This window comes from Mesorhizobium sp. L-2-11, from assembly GCF_016756595.1.
GTDB lineage: Bacteria > Pseudomonadota > Alphaproteobacteria > Rhizobiales > Rhizobiaceae > Mesorhizobium.
Map to the genome: position 1 here is coordinate 4,422,464 of NZ_AP023257.1, position 19,010 is coordinate 4,441,473.

The 19,010-nt window shown below is 63.0% G+C and carries 7 protein-coding genes; 2 read left to right on the plus strand and 5 right to left on the minus strand.

Annotated features, from left to right (window positions below):
- Positions 1–87: 87 nt before the first annotated feature.
- Together metH and JG739_RS21275 are read right to left on the minus strand one after the other, a co-directional pair.
- A complete protein-coding gene (metH, locus tag JG739_RS21270; protein WP_202363241.1) occupies positions 88–3,897 on the minus strand; it encodes a methionine synthase in 3,810 nt (1,269 codons plus the stop codon).
- Positions 3,898–4,185: 288 nt separating this feature from the next.
- Positions 4,186–4,872: a D-lyxose/D-mannose family sugar isomerase gene (locus tag JG739_RS21275; protein WP_202363242.1), complete on the minus strand. Its 687-nt coding sequence runs from the start codon at positions 4,870–4,872 to the stop codon at positions 4,186–4,188.
- 147 nt (positions 4,873–5,019) lie between these two features.
- On the opposite strand from JG739_RS21275, the gene JG739_RS21280 reads away from it, so the two are divergent.
- On the plus strand, positions 5,020–6,078 hold the full coding sequence (locus tag JG739_RS21280; protein ID WP_202363243.1) for a D-TA family PLP-dependent enzyme: 1,059 nt from the start codon (positions 5,020–5,022) through the stop codon (positions 6,076–6,078).
- 87 nt (positions 6,079–6,165) lie between these two features.
- Positions 6,166–7,109, plus strand: a protein-coding gene (locus tag JG739_RS21285; protein WP_446720497.1) for an IS630 family transposase whose coding sequence is annotated in 2 segments (ribosomal slippage) — positions 6,166–6,502 and positions 6,502–7,109 — 945 coding nt in all. Because the reading frame shifts where the segments join, the coding sequence is not laid out codon by codon here.
- Positions 7,110–7,233: 124 nt separating this feature from the next.
- On the opposite strand, the gene JG739_RS21290 is transcribed toward JG739_RS21285, so the two are convergent.
- The 3 genes from JG739_RS21290 to JG739_RS21300 form a co-directional block, all read right to left on the minus strand.
- Positions 7,234–7,983 (minus strand): heme ABC transporter permease, encoded by a 750-nt coding sequence (locus JG739_RS21290; RefSeq protein ID WP_202363244.1) that lies wholly within the window; start codon positions 7,981–7,983, stop codon positions 7,234–7,236.
- A gap of 112 nt (positions 7,984–8,095) precedes the next feature.
- A complete protein-coding gene (locus tag JG739_RS21295; protein WP_202363245.1) occupies positions 8,096–9,868 on the minus strand; it encodes a glucan ABC transporter ATP-binding protein/ permease in 1,773 nt (590 codons plus the stop codon).
- Between the two features lie 360 nt (positions 9,869–10,228).
- Positions 10,229–18,790, minus strand: coding sequence for a GH36-type glycosyl hydrolase domain-containing protein (locus JG739_RS21300; RefSeq protein ID WP_202363246.1), 8,562 nt, complete (start codon positions 18,788–18,790; stop codon positions 10,229–10,231).
- Positions 18,791–19,010: the final 220 nt, after the last annotated feature.

Below are 19,010 nucleotides of genomic sequence, written 5' to 3' on the forward strand. Positions count from 1 at the left end.
GCCGGTTCTTCAACCGCGCCTGCTGGCTTCTATTTCAAAAAGGCAGCCCCGGCTCTGGGGCTAGCCTCGCAGCGTGATTTCACGACCTCACGCAGCCGCATCAAGCCCCTGCGCCGGCACATAGTTGAGTATAGGGCCGAGCCAGCGCTCGACCTCGGCCAGCGGCATGGCCTTGCGGCGCGCATAGTCCTCGACCTGGTCGCGCTCGACCTTGGCCACGCCGAAATAATAGCTTTCGGGATGCGACAGGTAGATGCCTGACACGGAGGAGCCCGGCCACATGGCAAAGCTTTCGGTCAGGCTGACGCCGGCGTTGCGCTCGCCGTCGAGCAGGCGGAACAGAGTCGCTTTCTCGGTATGGTCGGGCTGCGCCGGATAGCCGGGGGCCGGGCGAATGCCGCGATAGGGTTCGCCGATCAGCTCGTCCGGCGCCAGATCCTCGTCCGGCGCATAGGCCCAGAAATCCTTGCGCACGCGTTCGTGCAGGCGCTCGGCGAAGGCCTCGGCGAAACGGTCGGCCAGCGCCTTGACCATGATCGACGAGTAATCGTCGTTGGCACGTTCGAAGCGCTCGGCGATCGCCGCTTCCTCGATGCCGGCGGTGACGATGAAGCCGCCGAGATAATCCGCCTTGCCGCTGTCCAGAGGCGCGACGAAATCCGACAGCGCGACGTTCGCCTTGCCGTCGCGCTTGGTCAGCTGCTGGCGCAGCGTGAAGAAGGTCGCCAGCTCCTGCGACCTGGCATCGTCGGTGAACAGCCTGATGTCGTCGCCGACGGTATTCGCCGGCCAGAAGCCGATGACGCCCTTTGGCGCGAACCATTTTTCCGCGATGATCTTGGCCAGCATCGCCTGGGCGTCGTCGAAGAGCTGGCGTGCCGCCGGTCCTTGCGCCTCGTCGTCGAGGATCCGGGGGTAACGCCCTTTCAGCTCCCAGGTCTGGAAGAACGGCGTCCAGTCGATATAGTTCGCGAGTTCGGCCAAATCCCAGGCTTCGAAGGTTTTCAGGCCGAGGAAGGACGGTTTTGGCGGCGCGTAGGCCGACCAGTCGATCCGGTGGGCGTTGGCCCGAGCCTTGGCCAGCGGCAGGCGCTGCTTGTCGGCTTCGCTGCGCGCATGCGCATCGGCAACCTTCTTGTACTCGGCACGAACGTTGTCGACATAACCGCCCCTGGTCTCGTTCGACAAAAGTGCCGACACCACGCCGACCGCGCGGCTGGCATCGGCGACATAGACCGTCTGGCCTCTGATATAGCGCGGATGGATCTTTACCGCGGTATGCACGCGGCTGGTCGTAGCGCCGCCGATCAACAGCGGAATGTCAAAACCCTCGCGCTCCATCTCGGCGGCCATGTGCGCCATCTCGTCGAGCGAGGGCGTGATCAGGCCGGACAGGCCGATGATGTCGACATTTAGCTCGCGCGCCGTCTGCAGGATTTTTGCCGCCGGCACCATGACGCCGAGGTCGATGATCTCGTAATTGTTGCAGGCCAGAACCACGCCGACGATGTTCTTGCCGATGTCGTGGACATCGCCCTTGACCGTCGCCATCAGGATCTTGCCGGCGGTCTGGCGCTCGCCGGTGTCAACGCCTTTGGCGGCATTCGCCAGCTTCTCAGCCTCCATATGCGGCAGCAGGCCGGCGACGGCCTGCTTCATGACGCGAGCGGATTTCACCACTTGCGGCAGGAACATTTTTCCCGCGCCGAACAGGTCGCCGACGACGTTCATGCCTGCCATCAGCGGGCCTTCGATGACATGCAGCGGCCGCTCGGCGGCGCGCCGCGCCTCGTCCGTGTCCTGGTCGATGAATTCGGTGATGCCGTTGACCAGCGCGTGCGAAATGCGCTGCTCGACCGGCCAGTCGCGCCAGGCGAGATCGCGTTCCTGCGCTTCCTTGCCCGCCGTGCCCCTAAAACGTTCGGCGAGGTCCAGCAGGCGTTCGGTCGCGCTGCCGCCGCCCTTCGGCTGACGGTTGTTGACGACGTCCTCGCAGGCTTCGCGCAGTTCCGGATCGATTGCGTCATAGACGGCAAGCTGCCCGGCGTTGACGATGCCCATGTCCATCCCGGCCTGGATGGCATGGTAGAGGAACACCGCATGCATGGCCTCGCGCACCGGCTCGTTGCCGCGGAACGAGAAGGAGAGATTCGACACGCCGCCCGATATGTGGACATGCGGAAGCGTCGCGGTGATCTGCCTGGCGGCTTCGATGAAGTCGACGCCGTAATTGTTGTGCTCGTCGATGCCGGTGGCGATGGCGAAGATGTTCGGATCGAAAACGATGTCCTCAGGCGGGAATCCGGCCTGTTCGGTCAAGAGCTTGTAGGCGCGGGTGCAGATTTCGACCTTGCGCGCCTGGGTGTCGGCCTGACCCTCTTCGTCGAAGGCCATGACGACCACCGCCGCGCCATAGGCGCGGACGAGCTTCGCATGGTGCAGAAAAGCCGCCTCGCCCTCCTTCATCGAAATGGAATTGACCAGCGGCTTGCCCTGGACACATTTCAGGCCGGCTTCGATGATCTCCCATTTGGAGCTGTCGATCATCACGGGAACGCGGGCGATATCCGGCTCGGCGGCAATCAGGTTGAGATAACAGACCATCGCCTGCTTCGAATCGATCAGGCCTTCGTCCATGTTGATGTCGATGATCTGCGCGCCGTTGGCGACCTGGTCGCGGGCGATTTCGAGCGCCGCGGCATAGTCGCCCGCGGTGATCAGCTTCCTGAACTTGGCCGAGCCGGTGACATTGGTCCGCTCGCCGACATTGACGAACGGAATCTCGTCGGTCAGCGTGAACGGCTCGAGCCCGGAAAGGCGCATCTTCGGCTCGATGTCGGGAACAGTTCGCGGCGGATGTTTCTTGACTGCCTGTGCGATGGCGCGGATGTGGTCGGGCGTCGAGCCGCAGCAGCCACCGACGATATTGACCAGGCCGTCGCGCGCGAAATCCTCGATCTGCGCCGCCATGAATTCCGGGCTTTCGTCATATTGGCCGAATTCATTGGGCAGGCCGGCATTCGGATAGGCGCAAACAAAGGTGTCGGCGACGCCGGATATTTCGTCCAGATGCGCGCGCATGGCTTTGGCGCCCAGCGCGCAATTGAGGCCTATGGTGAACGGGTTGGCGTGGCGAACCGAATGCCAGAAAGCCGTCGGCGTCTGGCCGGACAGCGTGCGGCCGGACAAGTCGGTGATCGTGCCGGAGATCATCACCGGCAGACGCACGTCCTTCTCGATGAAGATCTCGTTGCAGGCGAAGATCGCCGCTTTGGCGTTCAGCGTATCAAAAATGGTCTCGATCAGGATGATGTCAGCGCCGCCGTCGATGAGACCGCGCAACTGTTCGCCATAGGCAAGGCACAATTCGTCGAACGTCACGGCGCGGTAGCCGGGATTGTTGACATCCGGCGACATCGAGGCGGTGCGGTTGGTCGGCCCCAGGGCGCCGGCGACGAACCGACGCCTGCCGTCCTCCTGCTCAGCCCTCACCGCGGCCCGGCGCACCAGCCGTGCACCGTCGCGGTTCAGCGCGTAGACCGCATCCTCCATGCCGTAATCCGACTGGGCGATGGAGGTCGAGGAGAAGGTGTTGGTTTCAAGGATATCCGCCCCGGCGATGGCGTACTGATAGTGAATCTCCTCGATCGCCTTGGGCTGCGTCAGGATCAAAAGATCGTTGTTGCCCTGCTGATGGCAGGCGCAATCGGCGAATTTGTCACCACGGAAATGGTTCTCGTCGAAGCCCAGGCCCTGGATCTGCGTGCCCATAGCGCCGTCGAGGATAAGGATGCGCTCGCGCGCTGCCGCCGTCAGCGCCGCAAGCACTTCCGAACCGTCGGGCTTGGCCGCGACGGGGCCGAACAGGTCGTCCAGCGATGATGGGTTTTGCGACATATTTCGTCCTCAGGGCGACGGTCGCGCTTAAGCGACATAAAGACATCTTTATGTGAGTATACGGGATTTGTCTCCTGCTGTCACCCCTGCCGCGGGCAATGGCTTGACGTTTGCGCTGCCCCCCACCTGCCTGCCGGCATCCGCTCCCCGTATAGGGACGTCACTATACGGGGAGAAATGCCCGGTCCACCCTCCGCAGCTGCTGCGGAGGACGGGCAGGGCAATGAGGGGCCGCGCCGACTGACGATACTTGAGGAGCCCCTCTCACTAGGTTCAAACGACGCCGCCTTACCCCACCCACTTCTCATAATCTGACACCAACAGGTGCAGCGGCGCGACGTCCTCGTCGATGTCGGCGAAGCGGCCGATCGGCTCGCGGAAGACATTGTCGGTGAGATCGTCGTTGACGGTCGAAACCTCGCCGATCAGCACGTCCTTGCCCTCGGCCCAGAACGCATGCCAGACGCCTGGCAAAAGCGTCACGCTCTCGCCCGGATCGAGCTTCAAGAGCCCGCCCGCCGGCAGCCGGTGGATGGTCCCGTCGACCGGCACCGATACTTCCGCCTTCGGATCGATGCCGCCATCGCGATCGTGCATGAACAGCTCCAGCACCAGCTTGCCGCCGCCGCGGTTGATGATGTCTTCGGCCTTGATGTTGTGGCGATGCATCGGCGACAGCTGATTCTTGCGCGAGATCATGATCTTCTCGGCATAGAGCACGCCCATGCCCTTCTTCATGTCCTCGTAGCGACCGTTGCGAACGGTGAACAGGAAGAGGCCGAGCTCATCGAACTTGCCCTGGCCGTAATCGGTGATGTCCCAGCCGAGCCGGGAGGAGAAGATGGCCGAGGAATCCTGCCGGCGCGCCTTCATCTGTTCCGGGGTCCAATAGGCGAAGGGCGGCATGATGTAGCCGAACGAACGGATGAAGGCATCGGCGTCGCGAATGATATCGTTGATAGCGGAGCGTTTCATGGTTGTGGTTCCTTCCAGTCGGCCTGGGCGATCTCCAAACCGAATAGCCGAACACCGCTCCGGTGTCGACGTAAACCGCTTGCTGGCCTCATGACATCCGGGCCGATCAAGGCCATAAGTCCGGGCAAATCCGCAGGGTAAAATTCCATGCTGAGCATAGACGACCTCGATACGCCGGCGATCCTGATCGATGTCGACCGCGCCGAAGCCAACATCGCGCGGGCGCAGGCCCACGCCGACCGGCACGGGCTGAAGCTCAGGCCGCACATCAAGACCCACAAATTGCCTTACTGGGCAAAAAAGCAGATCGCAGCCGGTGCCGTCGGCATCACCTGCCAGAAGATCGGTGAAGCCGAGGTGATGGCCGATGCCGGGCTCACCGACATTTTTCTCCCTTACAACATTCTGGGCGGGGCCAAGCTGGAGCGCCTCAAGGCGCTGCACGGCCGCGTGACGCTGTCGGTGACGTCAGACAGCATGGAAACGCTTGCGGGTCTCGCCGCCACCTTCACCGATCCAGGCCAGCCGCTACAGGTGCTGGTGGAATGCGACACCGGCATGGGCCGCTGCGGCGTCCAGTCGGCCAGCGAGGCGGTCGCATTGGCCAGAGAGATCGACAAGGCCAGGGGGCTGGCCTTCGGCGGGCTGATGACCTATCCGGCGGCAGGCCGCGCCGCCGAGGCCGAGACCTGGCTGGCCGATGGGCGCCAAGCGCTTGCCGCATCCGGCCTTGCCTGCGAACGCATCTCCAGCGGCGGCACGCCGGATATGGGGCGCGCCAGCGAGGCTTCCGTCGTCACCGAGTATCGCCCCGGCACCTACATCTATCTCGACCGCTACCAGGTCGCGAAAGGCGTCGGAAGCCTCGATGATTGCGCGCTGACGGTGCTGTCGACGGTGGTCAGCCATCCGACATCGACACGCGCCATCCTCGATGCCGGCAGCAAGGCGTTGTCCAGCGACACGCTGGGGCTGCCCGATTTCGGCGAATTGCTGGGCGTTGCGGGCGCCACCGTCACCAGCCTCAGCGAGGAGCACGGCAACGTCACGCTTTCCGCCGACGCCAGGCTGCATATCGGCGAGCGCGTACGCATCGTGCCCGACCATTGCTGCGTCGTCACCAATCTGTTCGACGAAGTTCACTTGATCGCCGGAGAAAGGGTGCTCGAGACGCTGCCGGTGGCGGCGCGCGGCCGCATGGGTTAGAGCGGGATGAGATTTATGGGAGTCGTGGGATTCCCAAATCAGCGATGATCTGATTCAACCTTGCTGCTGGGCAGGAGGCCAGCATTGATGGTTGGATATTCAATGGACCTGCGCGAACGGGTTGTTGCGGCGGTCAAGGTTGAAGGGCTTTCGCGGCGCGCGGCGGCTGCTCGATTTGGCGTCAGCTACAGCGCGGCGATCGAGTGGCTGAAGCGGGTGGAACAGACGGGGAGCGTGGCGCCCCGCCAAGTGGGCGGCTACAAGCCGAAGAAGATATCGGGAGCGTGGCGCGACTGGCTTGTCGAGCGCTGCCGGGAGAAGGACTTCACCTTGCGCGGGCTTGTGGCCGAACTTGGCGAGCGTGGCCTGAAGGTTGACTACCGCTCGGTGTGGGAGTTCGTGCACGCCGAGAAGCTGTCTCACAAAAAAAGACGCTGATCGCCGCCGAGCAAGATCGTCCCGATGTTGCGCGCCGACGGAGGCAATGGGTTCTGTATCAGGACCGGATCGACCCCGCCCGCCTGGTGTTCATCGACGAGACCTGGACCAAGACCAACATGGCCCCGCTCAGGGGTTGGGCACCGGTCGGACAGCGGATCAAGGCCAAAGTTCCCAATGGCCACTGGAAGACAATGACCTTTCTGGCTGCGCTGCGTCATGATCGCGTCGAAGCGCCCTGGCTCATCGACGGGCCGATCAACGGCGAGAGGTTCCTCCTCTATGTCGAGAAGGTTCTCGTGCCCACTCTCCAGCCGGGCGACATCGTTGTGATGGACAATCTCGGCAGCCACAAAGGCAAGGCCGTGCGTCGCGCCATCCGAAAGGCCGGCGCGAGGCTCTTCTTCCTGCCGAAATACTCGCCTGACCTCAATCCGATCGAACAGCTCTTCGCCAAGCTCAAGCACTGGCTGCGAAAGGCCGCAAAGCGCACCGTTGAAACGGTCTGCAACGCCATCGGCCAGATTCTCAACCGCGTCACACCGCTCGAGTGCTCAAATTACTTCGCAAACTCAGGCTATGACCGCAGGTAATCTCATCCCGCTCTAGCGCTTCAACTTTCTTGAAGTGAGGGACATCGACGGAACTGCCAATCTCCCCCCAAGTGGGGGAGATGTCCGGCAGGACAGAGGGGGGCGCGACGGAACTCGACGGAACTTAGTTAGCCTGCCGTGCCGCGACGCGGCGCATCGAAATGAGCCGGCGACGCAGGATTTCCGTGCGCATCGCCATCAGATGCAGCGCGAAGAACAGCACGGTAAAGCCCAGAGCCATCACCAGCAACGGCCGCAACAGGCTGGGATCGATGGTCGGCCCGCCGAGCCGGAACACTGAAGCCGGCTGATGCAGCGTGTTCCACCAGTCGACCGAGAATTTGATGATCGGGATGTTGATGAAGCCGACCAGGGTGATGATTGCGGCGGCCCAGGCGGCGCGCGCCGCATCGTCGAGGGCCCGCGTCAGCGCGATGATGCCGAGATACATCAGGAACAGCACGAACACCGAGGTCAGCCGCGCATCCCACACCCACCAGGTGCCCCACATCGGCTTGCCCCAGATCGAGCCGGTGATCAGCGCGAGCGCTGTAAAGACGGCGCCGATGGGTGCAGCCGATTTCAGCGCGACGTCGGCCAGCGGATGGCGCCACACCAGCGTGCCCAATGCGGAAACCGCCATCAGCGTGAAACACATCATGGCCAGCCAGGCGAAAGGCACATGGATGTACATGATACGAACGGTGATGCCCTGCTGGAAATCCTCCGGCGCCGTGAAGCTCATGTAGAGCCCGGCGGTCAGGAGGAGCGTGGCGATGGTTGCCAGCCACGGCACCGCCTTGTCGGCCAACCCGACAAACCGCGTCGGGTTGGCGAAATCCATCCAGCCGCTGCGCGAAGTCATGTCACTCATGCAGCTTTACATAAACCGGTGACAGGCTTGGGGCAACTACAGCACCGTGTCGCAGGCGGGGTCTTCCCTTCTCCCACAACAAATTCCCACAACAAGGGGAGAAGGGAAGAACTCAGGCGGCCGCGTCGGTGATGGTGCGGCTGAGGCGGCGGACTTCCTCGTCGTTGAGCAGGCCGCCGGCGCGCAGCAGGCTGGCGAAGCGGCCATTGCGCATCGACAATTCGGCGAACCCACCCATTTCGACCACCTTGCCCTTGTCCATGAAGACGACCAGATCGGCATCGCGAACGGTGGTCAGGCGGTGGGCAATGATGAAGGTGGTGCGGCCGCGCCGCAATTCGTCGATCGCTTCCTTGACGCGGTCTTCCGTCTCGACGTCAAGCGCGCTGGTCGCCTCGTCGAGCACCAGGATCGGTGAATCCTTCAGCACGGCGCGCGCGATTGCGATACGCTGGCGCTCGCCGCCCGAAAGTTGTCCACCGCGTTCGCCGACGACCGTATCGTAGCCGTTGCTCTTCGACAGGATGAAATCCTGCGCGGCAGCGGCATTGGCGGCGGCGTGGACCTCATCATAGGTCGCCTCGGCGCGCCCGACGCGGATATTGTCCTCGATCGAGCGGTTGAGCAGGCCCGCATCCTGGAACACGGTGGCGATCGAGTGGCGCAGCGACTTGCGGGTCACCGTGCGGGTATCGATGCCATCGATCAGGATACGGCCGCTGGACGGCGAAAAGACTCGCTGCAAGAGATTGATCAGCGTGGTCTTGCCTGCGCCCGTCGGGCCGACGATGGCCACGGTCTGGCCGGCACGGACCTCGAACGACACGTCGTTCACGCCCTGCCCCGAATTGGCGAATTCGAAGTTGACGTTTTCGAAACGCACATGACCAGTGACGTTGACCAGGTCACGCAACCCGTCCGGCTCGGCGGCGTCGGCCGCGGAGTCCTCAAGCCGATAAAATTCCTCGAGCTTGGCCCTGGCTTCCGAAATCTGGTTGGCGAAGGCCGACATCTGGTCGAGCCGGGCGATCAGCAGCGTGGCGAAGCCGGTAAACGCGATGACGTCACCGATACGCAATTGGCCATGCATGACCAGATAGGAGCCGATCAACAGCACGACCATCATCGAAATGGTCGACGACAGGCGGTGCAGAGCGTTAGCCAACGCCCACCAGTCGAGCACCGGATACTGGGCATCAAGCAGATTCTTGACATAGCGCTTCAAGGCGTCGGTCTCGTGGCCGATGCGATTATAGCTCTGCAGCACGGCGACATTGCTGACCGAGTCGCTCACATGCGCGAACACCTGGTGAAAGTGCCGCTCCACGGACGCCTGGCCTTCCCTGGTACGACGCATCACCAGCCGGCCGATTCCGACGTAGAGCGCGCCCAGCGCCAGCAGGACCATCGACATGCGAATATCCATGCTGAGCGCCGTCGGCACCAGCAGAACCAACGCGACAACCGTCGACAAATGCTGTCTCATGAACTCGAGCCAGAGGCTGAACAAGGTCTCGACCGCGCGCAGCAGCGTATGCAGGGAATTGGAGGTGCCGCGCTGATGATGCCACGCAAGCGGCATGGTGATCACGCGCTCGAATGACTGGCAAAGGACCTCGCTGCGCCGCGCATGGGCAAAACGGTCCGCGCCGCGCGCCACCAGGACGAAGGCGATGACGTTGAAGACGCCGATACCGGCCCATAGGCCGAGCGTCGAACAGACCGAGCCGCTATCCGATATGGCATCGATCACCCGTCCGAACATGATCGGCTCAAGGATGGCGATAATCGCAAGCGCGACATTCGCCCCACAGATAAACGCAACGCGTTTTCTGTCGGCAGCGAGATAACCGAGCGCTCTCCAATAGATTTGCAGAAGGGACACTTCAGCTACTCCGGCCAATTGTTATTGTGCACTGCATCATTTTCTGACTCGTACCCGTTGACGTGTCGCGAAACAATGCCCGTGTATCGCTTCAGTTCCCAATTCGCGAACAAAAGATGGCGACGCTGCGAAATCTGTCGTGATCACCTAACGGTTTGAGAAGAAAGGTAAAATGTCAGCCTTGCGGCAAAATCGTGGCAGGTTGGAAGCACTGCCGAAATTTTAATCAGCAACTAGCCATGTACGAATCCCAAAAGCCTGCATCGGCTTTTGGGAAATCTCATGCGCAATAGAATTGCTCGAGCAACTTTGAATAACGCACATCCTCAACATGTACAAAGACGCTCCAAATCCTTGAAGCTACGCCGGTATCCTGACGACCAGATCGGCCTTGTCGCCGGCTTTCGGTTCGAAAGACGAAGCCTTCGTCTTTTTACCATTTACCTCGAGCGAGACGGCTTTGGCCTTCTTGTCGCGGACAACCTGAACCCTGAGCTCGGCCCCCAGCACCTTGAGCGTTGCCGCATAGCCATCCCAATGGCTGGGCAGTTTCGGCCTGAACTGGATGCGCTCGCCCCTGCGCTCGATGCCGAGGATGCCTTCGACCGCCGCGCGATAAAGCCAGCCTGCCGAGCCGGTATACCAGGTCCAGCCGCCGCGGCCGCCGTTGCCTTGCCCGGCGTAGACGTCTGCCGCGACGACATAAGGTTCGACGCGGTAGTGCTCGGCAGCGGCCTCGTCGAGCGCATGGTTGACCGGGTTGAGCATCGAGAAGCAGCGGTAGGCGTCGTCGACGCGCCCCATTTCGGCGAGCGCAATGACGAACCACGTCGCCGCGTGGGTGTACTGGCCGCCGTTTTCACGGACACCCGGCGGGTAGCTCTTGATGTAGCCTGGGTTCTGTTCCGCCCTGGAGAAGGGCGGGGTGAAAAGCTTGACGATGTTGAGCTCGTCGTCGACGAGCATTTTCATCGCCTGCTGCATCGCCGTCGTCGATCGCGCCGGATCGCCCTCGCCCGACAGCACGCTCCACGACTGCGCAATCGAGTCGATCTTGCATTCCTGCGAGTTGCGCGACCCCAGCGGCGTGCCGTCGTCGAAGCTGCCGCGACGATACCATTCACCGTCCCAGGCCGTGCTTTCCAGCGCCCGCTTCAGCACGCTGGCGTGTTTTGTCCAGGCTTGCGCGCGCTTGGCGTCGCCTTCCGCCTTGGCGACAGCTGCAAAGTCGCCCAGCGTCTTCAGCAGGAACCAACCCAGCCAGACGCTCTCGCCCTTGCCGTGCTCGCCGACACGGTTCATGCCGTCGTTCCAGTCACCGCCGAGGATCAGCGGCAGTCCGGCGGGGCTGCTGCGCTTGATGGCAAGGTCAAGTGCGCGCGCGCAATGATCGTAAAGTGAAGCGGTCTTCTTCGATATTTCCGGGGTGAAAAAGGCGTCGTGCTCGCCTTCTTCCAGCGGCGGCCCTTCGATGAAGGGCAGTTGTTCTCTGAGGATCGCGGTATCGCCGGTCACCAGCAAATAGTGTGCCGTGGCATGGGCGAGCCAGACCACGTCGTCGGAAATCATGGTGCGGACGCCTGCCTCGGTTCGCGGCAGCCACCAATGCTGCACGTCGCCTTCAGGGAATTGCCGCCGCGCCGCGTTGAGGATCTGGTCGCGCGCCAGTTTCGGATCATGGAGAAGCAGGGCTAGCGTGTCCTGCAACTGATCGCGGAAGCCAAAGGCGCCGCTCGCCTGGTAAAACGCCGAACGGGCGCGGATGCGGCAGGCGAGGCTCTGATAGGGAAGCCAGTGGTTGACCATCGCGTTGAGCGCCTTGTCCGGCGTCTCGACCTGGATGGTGTCGAGAAACCCTCGCCAGGTGCGTTCATTGTCAGTCAGCCGCTGATCGAAATCCCTGCCGCAGTGATGCTGTACCAGCGCGCTGGCTTCCTCGGCGGAGGCCGCATCGCCGAGCAGCCAGAGCAGCGTCACGTCGCCGCCGGCGGGAATGTCGACGTCGCGCGCAATTGCCGCACAAGGATCGTCGCCCGCCTCGACGCGGCCCGACAGGCTTGCGCCGCTGAGCACGGCTTGCGGGAGTTCGCTGGTGCCGTTTCGGCCGATGAACTCGCCGCGGTCGGCCGTCACCGAGTGTGCCGCGCCGTCGGCGGCCAGGAAGGCGACCCGCTCGCTGAAATCGAGCCCGTAGGGATTTTGCGCCAGCAACGCGCCGGTCGCGGCATCCCGCGACGGAACGATGGTCGCCGCCGTGCGCGAACGATGGCTGCCAAGAACCCATTCCGCATAGGCGTAGACGCGCAGGCGCGCCGGCGCCGAACCGGAATTCTGGATGCGCAACCGGGAGATTTTCACCGGATCGACGGAATCCACCACATGGGTAAGGTCCATCGACAGCGGCCCGCGCTTCGAACGGAAGGTCGAAAACCCCTGCCCATGCCATGTTTCGTAGGTCATGGCGGGATCGCGGACGACGGCGGCCAGCGGCGAGAACGCCCGGCCGCCGTTATGATCGTAGATATAGATGCCCTCGCCTGGCCGGTTGGTGACCGGGTCGTTCGCCCACGGCGTCAGTTGATAGTCGCGGCTGTTTCGGCTCCAGGTGAAGGCAGCGCCTTCAGCCGAAACGTGGAAACCGAACGAGGCGTTGGAGACGACGTTGATCCAGGGCTGCGGCGTCGTGCGCCGGCCAGCAAGGCGCACGACATAGTGACGTCCGTCGCCATCGAAGCCGCCAAAACCGTTCCACTGGTTGAGCCCGCTGCCGTCGGCGCTGCCTTCGAACGAGGCTTGCGCCCACGTCTGCGGCGCCGGCGGAGATGGCTCACGAAGCGCTGCTGCACCGGCCGGCTGCAACGCGTCCCGCGCTTGCAGCGCAGCGGCCTCGGCGCGCTCGATTTGATCGAAGATGGTGCCATTGCGCGTGTGCAGAACGACGCGAGCGGTGGCCAGCAGCGTCTTGTAGGTCGCCTCGTCCATGAGGTCGCGGCGCAACGCGAAGATGTGCTGACGGGGCCCCAGCTCCTTGCCGCGCAGGCGGCTGTTTTCGCACAGCGTCTCGACCGCCCGTTGCAGGTCCTGCACGTAGGACGAAGCCTGCTCGTTGACGACGACAAAGTCGATCATCATGCCGCGGGCGCGCATGTATTCCTGGAAACGGAGCGCCTGGGCAACGATTTCGAGATCGGCGACATCGCCGATCCTGACCAGGAAAATCGGAAAGTCGCCGGATATGCTGGTCGGCCATAGGCCCGATTGCCTACCGAGCCCGGAAGCGATCGATTCGGCCGGAAGCCGCAGGAACGGATCCGGATAGATCAGGTAGCGCGCCAGATTCTGCACATTGGCGGCATCGGCAAGGCTGAGACCGAGATGCCGGGTCTGCACCTGCGAGCGGGTCCAGGCGAGCATCGCCTGGCGCGCGAAGGCTTCCGGATGATCAAGCCGCGCAATGGCTTCTTCGAGTTCGGCACGGTTGGCCCCGACGGCAGTCCAGAAGGTCAGCGATATCTTCTTGTTGGCCGGCACGCGCACCTGGCGGCGAAGTGCCGCGACCGGATCCAGCGTGAAGCCGGAATGGCCGCCAAGCCTGGCGCCGGGATCGAATGCGGCGGCCTCGGTAATGGTGCGGCCGCGGCCGATGAAGGCGCGCCGGTCGGTTTCGGCCTCGGCGTCGCGCGTCGACCCAGACGGGTCGGTGACGAAATGCACCATGGCGACATCAGGCTCGTCCGTTTCCCGCTTACGTCTGGTGGCGAAGATCGCTCCCTTATTCGCCGCGATTTCGGTTTCCACGAACATTTTCGAGAACGCCGGATGCGCGTTGTCGGAGGCCTCGGAGCCCAGTACCAGTTCAGCGAACGAGGTCACTTCGATATGCCGGTCGACCGGGCCGTCATTGTAGAGCGTCACCCGCCGGCCTTCGCCATTTCCCTCCGAAATGACGATGCATTCGACCTCCGAACGAAGTGATCCCACTGACTTGACGAAGCTCGCCTTGTCGTCGGAGAACAGCGTCCGCACCTCTTCGTGGATGGCACGCTTCGGCTCGGCGGTGGCCGACCACCAGTCGCCGGTGCCGGAGTCGCGCAGGAAGATATAGGAGCCAAGCCGATCCTCGGTCGGATCCGGCTGCCAGCGCGTGACGGCGAGCTCGCCCCAGCGACTGTAGCCGGAGCCGGTCGCGGTAACCATGACCGAGTAGCGGCCATTGGACATGACGCTGGTCGAACGCAGCGCCTTGAGCGGGTTGAGCACGATGCGCGTATCGGGGCTCTCGGCTTCCGTTTCGTCCTTCGACCGCTCGTCGGCCTCGGTCCTGACGGTGGCGGTCGGGATGTCGCGCGGCGCTCTTTCCTGCAGCAGCAGCTCGGCCGACTCGATCACCGGATCGCTGTGGAAGCGGTCGCGCAGGCGTCCTTCGAAGATGGCGTCGGCGACGGCGGCGATCGACATGCCGGAATGGTGGGCCATGTAATTCAGCACGACGACATGGTCAGTGCCCTCCGGCACGCGTTGCGGCGTGAAATCGACCGCGTCGTAGAAGCCGTGCCGGCCAAGGGCGCCGAGCCGCCTCAGCCTGGCCAGATTCTGCACCGATTCACGCGGGGTGAACTGCGCCGCCAGCACGGTCGCGTAAGGGGCAATCACCGTGTTCTGGCCAAGACCTCGCTTCAGGCCCAGACCAGGCACGCCGAAATTGGTGTACTGGTAGGTCAGTTCGCGATCGCGGGCGTTGTAGGCCGCTTCCGAAATCCCCCAGGGCACGTTCTTCGAGCGGCCGTACTGGATCTGGCGCTTGATGATGAGCTTGCTGGTCTGGTTGAGGATGCTGCCTTGCGGCTCCTTCATCACCAGCGGCGGCATCAAATACTCGAACATCGAGCCGGACCAGGACATCAGCGCGCCCTTGAACCCGATCTCGACGATCGGCCGTCCGAGGTGGAACCAGTGCTCCGTCGGCAGATCGCCCTTGGCTATGGCGAACAGGCTGGTCAGCCGCGCCTCGGAAGCCAGCAGGTCGTAGCAGCTTTCATCGAGCTGATGCTCCTCGACCCGGTAGCCGATCGACAGAAGCTTGCGTTCCTTGCGCATGAGGAAGGAGAAATCCATCTCGAAGGCAAAGCGGCGCGTGCGCTCGCGCAACGACAGAAGCTTGGCCCGCAGCGCCTCGACGGCATTGTCGTCGCTATGCGCGTCATGGACATGCGCTTCGCAGGTGGCTTCCAGTCTCGCCGCCCAATCGGCGATGGTGTCGCTCTGCGTCGATGCGGCCTCAGTATGGATAGCAATGGCGAGCTTGCGGATCTCGCCGGCCAGAACGGCCAGGTTGATGGTGCGGATCGACGCCATCTCGGGCTGTGCCTTGATCGATTCGACCGCGCGTCGCATGCCGTCGAGGCGATCGGCAAGTCGCTGGCGCAACGGCCGCAACTGGCGGCGGTCGTCAGGCAACTCCGCCAGGCTTTCGTCGAGGATCGTCACCGTATCGAGGATACCCTCAAAGTCGCCCTGAAGGTGGACTGCAGGCGCTTCCGCCCATTCGGCACACGCTGCCGCCACTGCAACCAGATGGCCGGCGAGATTGCCACTATCGACGGCGGAAATGTACAGCGGATAGAGCGGCTTCAGCGTCGTCGTATCATACCAGTTGAAGAGATGGCCGCGCTCACGCGGCATGCTCTCGATCGTCGACATCGTGGCGTCGATGCGGGTGGTGGCGTCGGACAGGCTGATCCAGCCGAAATCGCGGGCCGAAACCACTGACAGGAGATAGACGCCGATATTGGTCGGCGAGGTGCGAGGCGCCACGACAGGCGCCGGACTTTCCTGGAAATTGTCGGGCGGCAGATTGTGATGCTCGGCTGTCACGAAGGTCTCGAAATAATGCCATGTGCGCCGCGCAATCGTGCGCAGCACATGGATGTCGGCCGCCGATATGCGCAAACGGTCCTCGGTTTCGGCCGAGCGGCTGATAAAGAAGGCGAAGGCCGGCGAGCCGATCCAGAACAGCGCGAAAAAGAAGGCGACGAAAGCTCCGGTGGAATCGGCCACAACAGGGATGGCGAGGCCGACGACGCCGACGATCACCGCGCCGTACATCATGCCGTAATAGGAGCCGAGATCGTTGTCGCCGTTCTTGTGGGCCTGCGAGGCAGTGCGCCATTCGAGCAAGTTCTTGCGGCTGACGAACAGGCGGTAGAGCGTGCGAATGATGGCATCGCCCATCATCCAGGCCAGATGCGCCATCAGCACGATCTTCAGAGCCACCAGGGCGGTGCCGAAGACGACGTCGCGCGCCAGCGCCGAGAAATGACCGCGCGGCGTCTGGTCCCCGCTTTTCGGCAGGATGGCGTGGACGATGTCGAATGTCGGCGCCATGAAAAGTGTGAGGATCAGCAGCGCCTGCCATTGCGCGGCCTGGGTGAAGGGCAGCAGCGTCCAGCCGGCGATCGCGGCCATCACCCAGAAGATCGGCGTCAGCGACCGGCGCAGATTGTCGACCATCTTCCAGCGCGACAACGCCGGCACGCCGGAGCGCGGATTGAGAATGAAGCCCAGAAGCTGCCAGTCGCCGCGCGCCCAGCGATGGTGGCGCGACGCGTCGACCGAATAGCGGGTCGGATAGTCCTCGACCAGTTCGACGTCGGTGACCAGTGCCGCGCGCGCCAACGCGCCTTCGAGCAGATCGTGGCTAAGCACGGTGTTTTCTTCGATGCGGCCCTTCAGCGCCGCCTCGAAGGCGTCGACATGATAAAGCCCCTTGCCGGTGAAGGAGCCGTCGCCGAAGACGTCCTGGTAGATGTCCGAGACGGCAAATACGTAGGGATCGAGGCCGCGATTGGCAGAAAAGACCCGCTGGAAGAAGGATGCGTCGTCGCCGCTGGTCAGCGAAGCGGTGATGCGCGGCTGCAGGATGGTGTAGCCGGCGCTGACGACGCGCTTTGCCGCATCGTAATGCGGGCGGTTGAGCGGATGGCAAAGCTTGCCAACCAAACTGGCGACGGCATCGCGGGTGGTGCGCGTGTCGGCATCCAGCGTCATCACATGGATGACGTTTTCCGGCAACGGCACGTCCAGCGGCAGAAAGGTGGTGTCGCTGTCACCACGCAGCAGAAGATTCAGTTCGTGCAGCTTGCCGCGCTTGCGTTCCCAGCCCATCCAGGCGCCTTGGGATTCATTGTAGAGCCGCCGGCGGTGCAGGACGTAGAAACGCGGCGCGCCTTCGCTGGGATAGCGGGCGTTCAGCCGCGCGATCTCGTCGCGAGCATATTGGAGGATCTCGATATCCGCCGCATCGATTTCGTTTTTGCTGTCCGGCCAGTCCGAAAGCAGTGCGAAATGGATTTCGTCCGCCGTGTTGGCCAGGTGGTGCACTTCGATGTTGCGGATGTTCTCCTCGACGTCGTCGCGCGAGCCGATCAGCGACGGCACCACCACCAGCGTGCGTGCCTCGGGCGGCATGCCGCGCTTATAGTCGTAGCCGACGAGGCGCGTCGGCTTCAGGAACAACGATACGACGGTGTTGAAGAAGGCAAGCGCGCCTTCGCTGGCCGGCACGGCAAACAGCGCCAGCATCAGGACGATCGACGGTATGGACAGGCCGAGACTGACAAGGGCGTTGCCGGAGAGGACAAGCAGCAGGACCGTCAGCGCGAACACCGGCACGACAATACCCAGCCATCCGGTCTTGCCGAACGCCCGTTTGATCGTGACGCTGACTGTCGGCCGATAGCCGATCGCCTTTTCCAGTTCCAGCCGGCGTGGGCCGACCAGAAAGAACCCGACGTCGGTGTGAGCGGTCGGATCGGTGACGGTGGTGGTCTCGGCGACAGCGGCATGGCCGGCAAGTTCGATCGCCTTTTCAGCAACGCGGAATTCGGAACGATCGGAGCGGCGCGCCATTTCCTCGATCGCGGTCCGGTACTGGTCGCGCGAGAAGAAATCCAGCGCGGCGAAATCGGTGCGCTCGCGCAGCAAGGTGTCGATGCGGCTGACATCTTCGAACCAAACTGTCCAGTCGATATCGTTGATGAGCCTGAGGCCGCGGATGATGTTGCCGGTGGTTACGTTGCCGCTGGACAACGTGCGATGCTCGCTGATGATGATTTCCTCGGCATCGGAGCCGGACTTTTCAAGCTCGCCCTCCAGCCATTCCAGCGCCCTGCCGGCATTTTGCGACCCGTCGCGCAGGCGGTAGAGCAACTGGGTGGCAAAGGTGGTGTCTTGTGCATGGGCGACGTAGTTCGACAGGATCGCCTGGCGGTCGGCGGTTTCATCGAGTGCCAGCACGCGGTCGGCGACCTCGTTGGCAATCTGGCGCATCTGCCGGGTACGACTGACCCGGACCGCGATCCGGCGAAGATTTTCGATCAGAACGAAGCGCAGCAGTGATGGCAGCGCCCAGAGCTCGCCGATCTTCAGCGGTTCGACAGCCTGAAAGCCTTCGACGATCGCCTTGAACATCGCCGCCGAGACGGAGCTGTCCGAATGCGCGACATAGGTCCAGGCCAGCGCAAGCGCGCGCGGCACACGAGCGCCGTCGCGCAGCTTCAGGGTCGGCAGCTGCCGATAGAAACGGCGTGGCAGGTCGCGCTTGACCTGGAAGATGGTTTCCTCGACCAGATAGTTATTGTCGAGCAGCCATTGCGCCGCCGGCGTGATCGTCTCGCCTCTCGCCTGCGCGGCATTGGTCGAACGGTAGACTTCGAGGACCTTGCTGGCGCTGTCGCGGACGCGTGGCTGGAAATCGAACGGCTCCAGCCCGAACAGATCCTTGACGTCACCCTTGGCGAGGCTTGCACCCAGCGTGCGCAGGCGCTCTTCCGGCAGGAAATTGGAGCGTATCGGCTCTTCCGTGATGGCCGGAAAGCTCGCGCTCGTCTTTTCCATTTGGGTGGGGTCTGTCTGTATATTCATTGAAAATTCCGCATAGGGGACGCATTAGCGGCGTCACCGCCACGGCAATGTCCCTAGAACCGATTGAAATGGAATTGGTTGCATCGAAACAAGGGCCGAAAGTTTATTTTCGCACCAAGACCTGCAGACGAACCACCTCCCTCCCGCCAGGAGTTGATCGACGGAAGGATTCGGGCTTTTTCGTGATCTGGGCTTGAGCTTACGGCATATTTCGCCTGCG

What these genes read in the sequence shown, in the direction of transcription:
- metH (WP_202363241.1), bottom strand. Translation starts at nt 3,897, where the DNA reads ATGTCGCAAAACCCATCATCGCTGGACGACCTGTTCGGCCCCGTCGCG.
- JG739_RS21275 (WP_202363242.1), bottom strand. Translation starts at nt 4,872, where the DNA reads ATGAAACGCTCCGCTATCAACGATATCATTCGCGACGCCGATGCCTTC.
- JG739_RS21280 (WP_202363243.1), top strand. Translation starts at nt 5,020, where the DNA reads ATGCTGAGCATAGACGACCTCGATACGCCGGCGATCCTGATCGATGTC.
- JG739_RS21290 (WP_202363244.1), bottom strand. Translation starts at nt 7,983, where the DNA reads ATGAGTGACATGACTTCGCGCAGCGGCTGGATGGATTTCGCCAACCCG.
- JG739_RS21300 (WP_202363246.1), bottom strand. Translation starts at nt 18,790, where the DNA reads ATGAATATACAGACAGACCCCACCCAAATGGAAAAGACGAGCGCGAGC.